The following is a 10706-nucleotide window of genomic DNA, read 5'->3' on the forward strand; positions in this document are numbered from 1 at the left end:
AAGGAGAACTCCCATGCGATTCAAACGACCGCAGGTGCGCTACGCCGATACGCCACAGCCTGCTACTCCGTATCAATCCGCCGCCCAGGTTTGGGACGAGCGCATCGGCTCGGCCCGCGTGCAGGCCAGAAACTGGCGTTTCATGGCCTTTGGCTGCCTCACGCTGGCCGTGCTGATGGCGGGCGGCCTAGTCTGGCGCTCGGCGCAGTCCATCGTCACGCCCTACGTCATTGAGGTGGACAACGCGGGCCAGGTGCGCGCTGTCGGCGAGGCCGCCACGCCCTACAAGCCCAGCGATGCGCAGATCGCCTACCACCTGGGCCGCTTCATCGGCCTGGTGCGCTCGCTGTCCATCGACCCCATCGTGGTGCGGCAGAACTGGCTCGATGCCTACGACTACACGACCGACAAAGGCGCGGTCGTGCTCAACGAGTACGCCCGCACGAATGACCCGTTCGCGCGCATCGGCAAGGAGTCGGTGACGGTGCAGATCACCAGCGTGACCCGCGCCAGCGACACGTCTTTCAACGTGCGCTGGACGCAAACGCGCTTCGTCAATGGCGCGCTGGATCGCACCGAACGCTGGAACGCGGTGATTTCCACGGTGCTGCAAACCCCGCGCACCGAGCAGCGTCTGCGCAAGAACCCCCTGGGCATCTACGTCAACGGGCTGTCGTGGAGCCGCGAACTGGAAGCTAACGAAGGAGCAAAACCATGAATGATCTTTTCCGTAAATCCGCCTTGCCGGTGATGCTTCTGGCTTCGACCGTGCTGTTCTCTGGCTGCGCTACTCAGGGCAAGCCGCCACCGACCATTTCGCTCGATGAGCCGGTGCAGGCCCAGCCGCTGCCGGAGCCACCAAAACCGGTGGAGGTGGTCACGGTGCCGCAGCCGCTCGCGCTGCCGTCGCAGTTGAAACCACTGCCAGAGACCGAGGAGGCCAAGCCCGCGCCGGAACCCGCGGATGAGAAAGTGCGCGTCTCGCGCGCCAATGCCGAGGCCCGTGTCGCGCCCACGCGCGAAGGCTACGTCAACGCGATCCAGGTCTGGCCCTTTACCGATGGCGCGCTTTACCAGCTCTATGCGGCCGTGGGCCGCGTGACGGTGGTTTCGCTGCAGCCCGGCGAGGAACTGGTGACGGTCGCGGCCGGCGACACGGTGCGCTGGATCGTCGGGGACACGTCGAGCGGCAGCGGTGAGGCTCTGCGCGTCAACGTGATGGTCAAGCCGATCCGCTCGGGCTTGAAGACCAATCTGGTCATCACCACCAGCCGCCGGACGTATCTGCTGGAGCTGACTTCGACCGAAAAGACGTGGATGGCGTCGGTGTCCTGGGAGTACCCGAAGGACAAGATGCTGGCCTTGCAGCGCCAGGCGCAGGCGGCCAGCGCCGCCGCCCCGGTCGATAGCGGCCTGTCGCTGGAGAAGATCCGTTTCCGCTATGCCATCAGCGGCAGCAATCCGCCGTGGAAGCCGCTGCGTGCTTTCGATGACGGCGAGAAGGTCTACATCCAGTTCCCGCCCGGCATCGCCCAGGGCGAGCTGCCGCCGCTGTTCGTGATCGGCGCGCAAGGCGACGGGCAACTGGTGAACTACCGATTCCGTGCGCCGTACTACATCGTTGATCGCCTGTTCGGCGCGGCCGAACTGCGCCTGGGCGGGGACAAAGGCGACGTGGTGCGGATTGAGCGCACGGACGGCACACGGAGGAACTGACCATGAGCCAGGACGATTCCCCTGATCTTGCGGCGCAGGCGGGCAAGGTCGCGCCCGAGGCGGTGGCGCTGCGCGCCCAGCCGCGCCCGGTCACGCGCCTGAACCGGCGCACGCTGGCCATCCTCGTCGGCGTCCTGTCGGTCGCCGTGCTCGGGGCCACGATCTGGTCATTGCAGCCGCACCGGCGCGGCACGGGCGAGCAGACCGAGCTTTACAACGTCGATCGCGTCTCGAAGTCCGAGGGGCTGGATGGTCTGCCGGCCGACTACTCGAAGCTGCCGCCGAAGGTGCCCGAGCTGGGGCCGCCGCTGCCGGGTGATCTCGGCCCAGCCATCGTGAAGTCGCAGCAGCCGGTGACGCCGGCCTACGCACCGCCGGGACATGATCCGGCGGATGCGTGGCGCAAGGAGGCCGATGCGGCGGCGAACTCGTCGGTGTTTTTCCGCTCGGGCAACCAAGGCAAGGCCACCGCGCCGGTCACGGCGCAAGCCGCTGCGGCTGCGCCCGGCAGCGCCTTGGCGGGCTTCGACCCGCTGGCCGCTGGCCCGGCCTCGACGGCGGCCCAGCCATCCGACCCGACAGCCGTGCAGAACCGGCAAGACCAGAAAGAGGCTTTCCTGAAAGGCGGTTCTACGGAAACCCGCAATTCCGGCAATCTCCAGATGCCGGCCTCGCCGTATCAGGTCATGGCGGGAACGGTGATCGCGGGCGCGCTGGTGACGGGCATCAAGTCCGATCTGCCGGGCGACGTGATAGCCACGGTGACGGAGCCGGTCTATGACACGGCCACTGGCAAGTTCCTGCTGATCCCACAGGGATCGCGCATCCTGGGCAAGTACAACAGCCAGGTGAGCTACGGGCAGAGCCGCGTACAGGTGGTGTGGAACCGCGTCATCCTGCCGGACACGTCCTCGCTGAAGCTAGACAACCTGGCGGGCACTGACCCTGCCGGCTATTCCGGCCTGGAGGATGGCGTCGATTGGCATTGGGATCGCGTCTTCGCGGGTGCGGCGCTGACGACCCTGCTGGGCGTGGGTGCCGAGTTGGCCGCACCGGAAAACCGGCAGGATGGCAACCGCATCGTGATCGCTGGGCGCGATAGCGCGCAGGACAGCATCAACCAGGTCGGCCAAGAGATGACCCGGCGCAACATGAACATCCAGCCGACGCTGACCGAGCGGCCGGGCCTGCCGGTGCGGATCATCGTCAACCGCGATTTTGTGCTGCGGCCGTACCAGCCTATGTTCTTCAACCGTGGAATTGCGAAATGAACACCACCAGGAAGTTGCGGCTTGGGCCGCTGCCCAAGGTCGAGAGCGTCAAGCTGGCCTTTGCGTGCCCGGTCAGCCTGAAAGCCGACCTCGACCGTTACGCCGCGCTGCACGCGCAGGTGTACGGCGAAGCGGTCGATGCCACGACGCTGATCCCGCACATGCTAGAGGCCTTCATGCAAGGAGACCGTGGGTTTCAGAGAAACAGCGCTAGTAAACACGCATTGCAAAACGCTGGTGGAGTAACCATCTCCGGTTGCCGTACGCCGTGAGCTTTTTGGCTATGCGTGACCTAGGTTGCGGGAGTTGGCATCGCGGCTTCGAATTTCGAGGGCTGCAAGCGGTGGGGTGTGCTACAGGTGCGCCATTCACCCACCCGCCAAGTGCTTCAGTGCTTGTGGCCGCCCTGGGCATCGTGGCCAGCCGGCTGGGCGCTGGCGTTGAGCGCACGCACGGGAGCCTTCACTTCGACCGATTCGCGCTTGCCGTCCGGGCCCTCGATGACGAGGGTCAGAGGCACCGTGTCGCCTTCCTTCACCTGCTGCTTCAGGTCCATCAGCATCACGTGGTAGCCGCCGGGCTTGAGTTCCACGGTCTTGCCTGCGGGCAGCTCGACGGCCGGCACCTGGCGCATCTTCATCACGTTGTCCTGCATGGCCATCTCGTGGACCTCGACGGCGGGCGTAAGCGGCGAGCTGGCCGAGACCAGCTTGCTATTCTTGGTTGCCTTCAACTGCATGAAGGCGCCGGTGGCTTTCTGTTGCGGTACGGTGGCGCGCACCCAGGCATCTTTGACGGTGACTTGCGCCTGGGCGGTGGCCGCGAGCAGCGAGGCGGCGACGATGGCTGTGCGGATGACGAGTTTCATGGTGTTCTCCTTGAGGGGATAGAGGGTCAGGCAGGGTTCAAGAGCTTGCGGATGTCGTCCGCATAGTCTTGGGCGGGTTGCTCATGGCGCAGGGCCAAGCGCAGCTTTCCTAGCGGGTCGTAGACGTAGCTGAGCGATGTGTGGTCCATGGTGTAGGACGATCCCGTCGGCATTTTCTTGTAGTAGACCTTGAAGTCCTTGGCGATCTGTGCGGTGCGTTCCAGGTCGCCGTACAGACCGATAAAGCTGGGGTCGAATGCAGCCGTGTAGGCTTTGAGCACCTCGGGCGTGTCGCGCTCGGGATCGACCGTGACGAACAGTGTCTGGAAGCGCTCGCCGTCGGGGCCGAGAAGCCGCTTGACCTCGGCCGCCCGCGCCAGGGCCGTCGGGCAGACATCTGGGCACTGAGTGAAGCCGAAGAAGACCAGGATGGCCTTGCCTCGGAAGTCCGCCAGCGTGCGCTCATTGCCATCCGGGTCGGAGAGCCGGATGTCCGTGGCATAGGTTGCACCGGTCAGATCGACACCTTTGTACGTGGGGACGTCTCAGGCCTGTTTGACTGACAGCATGGCTGCTAACGATAGGCTTGGCATGAATGATCCACTCGGGCCCTGTCGCCAAGTTCGTGAATCTTTAGGCCAGGCCTCTTCTCACCTCTTTTGCCAAGTCGAAAATCGTTGCTATCAGCGGAGCGTTCTGTCGTTCGCGACGACAGATGAAGTCGACGTGGGTGGCCATTGCTGTATCCAGAATCTTCAGCTTCACAAGACGCGGATCTGGAACATAGGCTGTCTCGGCAACGACGCCTAGTCCTATTCCTTGTGCGACTGCCTCGCGGACAGCCTCCCGGCTTCCCATCTCCAGCGCAACCTGGATGTTGATATTGCGGGCAATTAGCTCGCTCTCGAAGACTCTTCTTGTCGTTGAACCTTCCTCACGTATGACGAAGCGCTGGCTCTGAAGGTCCTTGAGCACTATCTCACCGCACCGGGCTAGGGCGTGCTCTCGGTTCGCAAAGACCACCAGGCGCTGTGACCTGTATGGCATGCAATGGAGTTCGGGGTGCTCGGCGTGATTGAGGACCACGCCGACATCACCCTGGTAGTCGAGGAGCTTTTCCGTGATTGAGCGGGAGTCGCCTACACGGACAGAGACCTCGACCTGGGGATGGCGGCTCCCGAAGGCCTTCAGAACAGGGACTACGTTGTACGGGCCGATCGCGTGAATCACAAGACGCCCGACGAATCGGTTTTTGGCTGCTGCCAAAAGGGCGTGCGCATCTTCCTCGCCGCTGAATGCCCGCCGCGTGTAGTCCAGCAGAGTCCTGCCAAAGGTAGTCAGCTCAAGCCGGCGGCCTTGACGAAGAAAAAGCTCCACGCCGTACTCATTCTCCAGGCGCTGAATATGCGCTGAGATGGTGGGCTGCTGTAGATCAAGCAGCTTCGCAGCAGCAGTCATGCTTCCGGCCCTTGCCGTCGCATCAAAGGCTTTCAAAGCCGCAAGTAGCGTGAGTCCAGACATAGGTGTTATCTATAGATACCCCTATTTTTCGGGGTGCAAGTTTCATATTGATGACACGTTCCACGAACAAACTGCACGCATGCCTAGCCGTATCGAACTTCTTTCTGCGGCAAATGTGCGTCATAAGCGCTCTCGCGCTGCTCGCAGGCAGAAACTTGCAAAGGTAACAACATGAAGTTGGAGAAGGACCGAGACGTTCTGAGTCTCAAGGGAGTTTCCGTCCGCTACGTTGACTCGACCGTGGCCTTGCACCCGACGAGTCTGGATGTGAAGCAGGGAGAGTTTTTGGTGCTTCTGGGCGCCTCGGGCGCAGGGAAGTCCACCTTGTTACGAAGCATCAATGGACTGGTGCTGCCCACAAAAGGCGAGGTATCGATACCTGGCCTGGCAGGTGGGGTAGTCAACGCAAAGACGCTGAGAGAGCACCGCAAGCGCTGTGGGATGGTTTTCCAGCAGCATCATCTGATTGGACGTCAGTCGGTCCTCAGGAATGTTCTGATGGGAAAGCTCGGTGACAGGGGTGCATTCGCTTCGCTATGGCCGTGGAGCAAGAAGGACAAGCTGGAGGCGCTCACAGTGATTGAGCGTGTCGGGCTGCTCGAAAAGGCGCTCTCCCGGGCTGATGCCTTGTCTGGGGGGCAGCAGCAGCGCGTAGGCATAGCTAGGGCGCTAATACAGAAGCCACGAATCCTGCTGGCCGATGAGCCTGTTGCCAGCCTGGACCCGGCAACCGCACATAGCGTGCTCACCTTGTTGCATGAGATCTGCAAAAAGGACCACCTCACCGCAATCGTGAGTCTTCACCAGGTGGAGCTCGCGCGCTCGTTTGCAGACCGAATCATTGGGCTCCGCCAGGGAGCTGTTGTATTCGAGGGTAGGGCAGAGCAGCTGAGTCCTGATGTTGCGCGGAACCTCTATGCAAAGCAGTCCAACGCTTCCAACACGAGTGCGTCCACTGATAGCCCCCGAACTCTTCAATCCAGTCAAACCAAGGAGCTCTTGCCATGCTGAATCGCCGTAACTTCTCTCTTGTTGTCAGCGCAGCTTCTTTTGCTGCACTCCTTCCTCTGTGGGCTCATGCGCAGGGAAAGGATCCATCAAAGCTTCGTGTCGCCCTTCTTCCAGATGAGAACGCTGCCAGCATCATCCAGAACGCGCAGCCTCTTAAGCGCTATCTTGAACAGCAGCTCAAGAAGGATGTTGAGATTGTGGTGACTACCGATTACTCCTCGATGATCGAGGCAATGCGGTTCGGTCGGATTGAGGTAGCGTACTTTGGACCGTTTTCGTACGTTTTGGCCAAATCTAAGGCGTCCGGGATTGAGCCCTTTGCGGTGGGCGTTGAACGTGGGTCGCCCACATACCAGTCGGTCCTCATCGCAACGGCCGGAGGGCCGGTGAAAACGCTTGAAGACGTGCGCGGCAAGCCCTTCGGATTTGGCGACCAGGCGTCCACATCAAGCCACCTTGCACCACGTGCACACCTGCTCAAGAAGTACAAGCTTGATGGTGAGAAGGACTATCGGCCAGTTCACCTTGGGGCACATGACGCGGTCGCACGTGCGGTGCAGTCGGGTCAGATTCCAGCCGGGGCTCTGTCCAAGCCGATTCTGGACAACCTCATCGCTCGAGGAAGCATTGATGCCACGAAGATTGTTCAGCTTGACCTTTCTGCTCCCATTCCAAACTATCCGGTCGTCATGCAGGGGGACCTCAAGTCTGAGCTCAAAGCTGCCATCCGCTCTGCCTTTCTGGACATGAAGGATGCTGAGGTGCTCAAGGCGTTTCGTGTCCAGGCGTTTGCCGCCACTGATGACGCTGCATATGACGTCCTTAGGGATACCGCAACCATCCTGAAGCTTGATTTGGGCCGTATGCAATGACCTCGGCTGCATTCGAGAACATCATCAGTCGCGACAAGCGGGAGCAGTTCATTGGACTGCGCAATACAGCGTTCGTCCTTCTGGTTTGCCTTGTAGCCCTGTACGTCACGGGGTTCTTCGATGCACAGCGGTTCATCGAAGGCGCCCCGGCTGTCAAGCAGCTCTCATCTGAGATGGTCCCTCCCAACTTCGACCGCTGGGAGCACTGGGTCATCCCGCTGAGGGACACCTTGGCGATGTCGATTGCCGGCACAGCACTGACTATCGTGCTTTCACTTCCGCTGGCGCTCCTGGCGGCTCCAAACACCACCCCCAATCCTTTGGTGGGAAGAGTGGCCAGAGTCATCCTGGCGGCATTCCGGTCCGTGCCAGAAATCATTCTTGGCATTCTGTTCGTGGCAGCCGTAGGGTTTGGTGCTCTACCTGGGGTGCTCGCACTAGCGTTGCATTCCACGGGAATGGTCGCAAAGTTTTACGCGGAAGCCATTGAGCACGTGGATCCGAAGCCACTTGAAGCAGCTGCTGCGGTAGGCGCAAGCCGCTTTCAGGTCATCTCGCATGCCGTTATCCCCCAAGTCCTTCCACAGTTGGCAGACATAACCATCTATCGCTGGGAGTACCACTTCAGGGCCTCCGCAGTACTTGGCATTGTCGGTGCAGGTGGCATCGGCTTCGAGTTGATGGCAGCACTTCGCCTTGTCAAGTATGACGAGGTCTCAGCCATCCTTCTGTCGATTCTTGCCTGTGTCCTCGTGGTTGACAGCATTGGATCGATGCTGCGAAAGCGTCTCAAGTAAATCGAAAAATGAATCATCGGAAAATCGTCGTAACGCAGCCAGTTCATGAAGAGGTTCTAAGGAAGCTCCAGGCTGAGGGTGAGGTCATCATGAATCCAGGGCCTGACCCCTGGAGCCCCAGCCAGCTCAGGGAGTACCTCGTGGATGCTGATGCCATGATGGCCTTCATGACAGACAGTGTGACCAAAGAGTCGCTGCTGAACGCTCCCAGGCTCAAGACCATCTCCTGTGCACTCAAGGGGTACGACAACTTCGACCTGAGGGCTTGCGCACAAGCCGGGGTGAGCGTCACCTTTGTTCCTGACCTCCTCACAGAGCCCACAGCCGAGCTGGCCATCGGATTGGCTATTGCTGCTGGCAGGAACGTGCTTCAGGGTGACGCCGCTACAAGAGCAGGCTACTCTGGGTGGAGGCCAGCTCTATACGGAACCGGGCTTCATGGGTCGGTGGCCAGCGTGATCGGTCTCGGAAAAGTTGGGCAGGCCATATTGGCGCGACTCGCGGGCTTTGGCTGCGCGCGGCTGCTTGGTGTAGACCCAAGTGTGCGTCTAGATCAGGTCGAACTGGTCACGCTTGATGAGGCTGTCAGCACATCGGACTATGTGTTCCTGGCAGTGCCTCTTGTTAGCGATACGCGCCACCTGGTTGACTCCAGGATGCTTCAACTATCGAAAAAGGGCCAGATCCTTGTAAACGTGGGTAGGGGGTCTGTGGTCGACGAAAGGGCGGTTGTCGATGCCTTGGCGAATGAGCAACTTGGCGCGTACGCCGCTGACGTCTATGAGATGGAAGATTGGCTACTTCCAGACAGACCTCGCGAAATTCATCCGGGATTGACCAACAACGCCAGAACAGTACTCACTCCCCACATCGGCTCGGCTGTGAGACGCGTACGGTTCGAAATTGAAATGCGGGCTGCTGAGAACCTAGTCCGCTCACTCAGGGGCGAGAGTTTGAGTGATGTTGCTGTCGAGGCCAGCGCGGCAGCATAGGTATGGTTGCTCGGCGGTTTGCACGCCAGCTGAAATGGGCGCGGCTTCAGAGCCTATGTCCTATGGCTGGGTGCAACCTGCCCGTGTGATGCCATCCTGCTCGCCAAGGGGAAATGACTTGAGTCATCATCGAAGTGGTTTAGCGATGATGTTCTCTGCACGGCGCAGCTCATGGGGTAAGCCCAAATGGGCGCATGGCAAACACCAGATACTTCGAGGGGTCAGGCTACAACACTGATCGTTCTTGGCCTCTGATAGTGGTTTCAACCCAGGACGTTTCAGCTGAGGTCATTACATTCGGCTCGTAGTAGAGGTGACGCTGCTTTGCGAGTTCTTGGACTGCACGGCTGAACCCTAGGTCTAATACAACCGCACTGCGCAGAGTGTTGAGATGCACCGCCGAAAGTGTCTCCCTCGCCCCTTTAGGGTCTGCCTTAGAGTTCACGCAGACGACGAGGTGCGTTGTCGCCGATAGACTGCTTTGATGCATCTCAATGAATCTAGGCTGTTGATTTCCACGCAGAACTGACCCGCCGGGGATGCGGACAAAAACTTGGACTACCAGGGGAGGTAGTTCATGTACTCATACGCAGACAGGATTCGTGCAGTTGCGCTTTACATCAAGCTTGGCTTGCGTGTCAGAGCCACGATTCGCCAGTTGGGGTACCCAACCAAGAACGCATTGAAAGGCTGGTATCAGCACTACCTGAAGCATCAGGATTTGCCAGCAAGCCAAGCTCCAAGAGCACCAAAATATTCGCTGCAGCAAAGGCAGGTGGCTATTGCTCATTACCTCGCCCATGATCGCTGTATTGCTGCAACGATGAGGGCTTTGGGTTATCCGGGTCGAGGAACGTTGACTGCGTGGGTTCGGCAAGACTGCCCTGACACCTGCAAATCGAGAGTAGGCAGATCTTGGCCGGCTACAAAGCCTGATGCCTTGATGTGTGAGGGCGTGGTGCAGCTGTGTGCCCGTCGATCAAGTGCACAGCAGATTGCGGACAAGTTAGGGGTGTGTAGGGGGACCTTGTACAACTGGAAAAATCAGTTGCTTGGCCCTTGTGCCCCAGCCTCAATGAAACACAGTCCAAAGCGATCGCCAGTGTTGGATGAAGCAGCACTCAGGCGCCAAGTTGAATCATTGCGCCAGGATGTTCGGCGGCTGAAGATAGAACGTGAGCTTCTCAAGCAGGCCCATGAAATCTTAAAAAATGGGGCTGACATTGATCTGCATAGGCTGGCAAACAAAGATAAGGCTGTGCTGGTTGAAGCGTTGCACGGGCAGTATGAATTGCCAGAACTGCTTTCTCTTGTTGGCCTTGCTAGAAGCTCGTATTTTTACCATCGTGCTCGGCTGAAGCTGGCTGACAAATACGTTGATTTACGCCGAAGCATCACAGAGATCTTCGACAACAACTACCGTTGCTATGGATATCGCAGGGTGCAGGCATCTCTGCTCAAGGAGTGCACGGGCATCTCAGAGAAGGTGGTTCGTCGGCTGATGAAGCAGGAGGGGTTGATCGTGGCCAAGCCCAAACGCCGCAGATATAACTCCTACCTTGGAGAGATAGGTGCCGCCCCGCAAAACCTCATCAATCGAGACTTCCGTGCCGCTGCGCCCAATGAGAAGTGGCTCACCGACATTACTGAACTCCAGA

Annotated in this window: 12 protein-coding genes; 9 read left to right on the forward strand and 3 right to left on the reverse strand. The window is 59.7% G+C overall.

Going from position 1 to position 10706, the window contains the following annotated elements; all coding sequences use genetic code 11:
• Positions 1 to 13: 13 nt before the first annotated feature.
• From trbF to Q9R47_RS19225, 4 genes are read left to right on the forward strand one after another with little or no spacing between them, the layout of a single operon-like run.
• Complete coding sequence (trbF, locus tag Q9R47_RS19210) at positions 14 to 718, forward strand: conjugal transfer protein TrbF (protein ID WP_311234719.1); 705 nt, start codon at positions 14 to 16, stop codon at positions 716 to 718.
• The gene (gene trbG / locus Q9R47_RS19215) at positions 715 to 1716 is read left to right on the forward strand and encodes a P-type conjugative transfer protein TrbG (protein WP_003056120.1); all 1002 of its coding nucleotides are present in this window, start codon (positions 715 to 717) and stop codon (positions 1714 to 1716) included. Before trbF ends, trbG begins: the two co-directional genes overlap by 4 nt.
• Before the next feature lie 2 nt (positions 1717 to 1718).
• Positions 1719 to 2987 (forward strand): TrbI/VirB10 family protein, encoded by a 1269-nt coding sequence (locus tag Q9R47_RS19220; RefSeq protein WP_003056119.1) that lies wholly within the window; start codon positions 1719 to 1721, stop codon positions 2985 to 2987.
• Positions 2984 to 3259 (forward strand): DUF2274 domain-containing protein, encoded by a 276-nt coding sequence (locus Q9R47_RS19225; RefSeq protein ID WP_003056116.1) that lies wholly within the window; start codon positions 2984 to 2986, stop codon positions 3257 to 3259. The genes Q9R47_RS19220 and Q9R47_RS19225 overlap by 4 nt, the downstream gene beginning before the upstream one ends.
• 116 nt (positions 3260 to 3375) lie before the next feature.
• Here Q9R47_RS19225 and Q9R47_RS19230 read toward each other — a convergent pair whose 3' ends face one another.
• From Q9R47_RS19230 to Q9R47_RS19240, 3 genes are all read right to left on the reverse strand, one after another.
• On the reverse strand, positions 3376 to 3855 hold the full coding sequence (locus Q9R47_RS19230) for a copper chaperone PCu(A)C (protein ID WP_003056114.1): 480 nt from the start codon (positions 3853 to 3855) through the stop codon (positions 3376 to 3378).
• Between the two features lie 26 nt (positions 3856 to 3881).
• Positions 3882 to 4373, reverse strand: coding sequence for an SCO family protein (locus Q9R47_RS19235; RefSeq protein WP_076841736.1), 492 nt, complete (start codon positions 4371 to 4373; stop codon positions 3882 to 3884).
• Positions 4374 to 4488: 115 nt separating this feature from the next.
• Positions 4489 to 5376 (reverse strand): LysR substrate-binding domain-containing protein, encoded by an 888-nt coding sequence (locus Q9R47_RS19240; protein WP_027011074.1) that lies wholly within the window; start codon positions 5374 to 5376, stop codon positions 4489 to 4491.
• Between the two features lie 171 nt (positions 5377 to 5547).
• Here Q9R47_RS19240 and phnC point away from each other — a divergent pair, with 171 nt between their 5' ends.
• The 5 genes from phnC to Q9R47_RS19265 form a co-directional block, all read left to right on the forward strand.
• On the forward strand, positions 5548 to 6387 hold the full coding sequence (gene phnC, locus Q9R47_RS19245; RefSeq protein WP_003056095.1) for a phosphonate ABC transporter ATP-binding protein: 840 nt from the start codon (positions 5548 to 5550) through the stop codon (positions 6385 to 6387).
• A complete protein-coding gene (phnD, locus tag Q9R47_RS19250) occupies positions 6381 to 7259 on the forward strand; it encodes a phosphate/phosphite/phosphonate ABC transporter substrate-binding protein (RefSeq protein WP_311234720.1) in 879 nt (292 codons plus the stop codon). Before phnC ends, phnD begins: the two co-directional genes overlap by 7 nt.
• Positions 7256 to 8056, forward strand: a complete 801-nt coding sequence (gene phnE, locus Q9R47_RS19255; protein WP_003056093.1) for a phosphonate ABC transporter, permease protein PhnE — start codon at positions 7256 to 7258, stop codon at positions 8054 to 8056. Before phnD ends, phnE begins: the two co-directional genes overlap by 4 nt.
• A gap of 8 nt (positions 8057 to 8064) precedes the next feature.
• On the forward strand, positions 8065 to 9048 hold the full coding sequence (locus Q9R47_RS19260) for an NAD(P)-dependent oxidoreductase (RefSeq protein WP_011517523.1): 984 nt from the start codon (positions 8065 to 8067) through the stop codon (positions 9046 to 9048).
• Positions 9049 to 9625: 577 nt separating this feature from the next.
• Positions 9626 to 10706, forward strand: a 1081-nt coding sequence (locus tag Q9R47_RS19265; RefSeq protein WP_311234721.1) for an IS3 family transposase, incomplete at its 3' end; no start/stop codon positions are given.

The organism is Acidovorax sp. PRC11 (genome assembly GCF_031844105.1).
In the GTDB taxonomy this organism is placed as follows: Bacteria; Pseudomonadota; Gammaproteobacteria; order Burkholderiales; family Burkholderiaceae_C; genus Paracidovorax.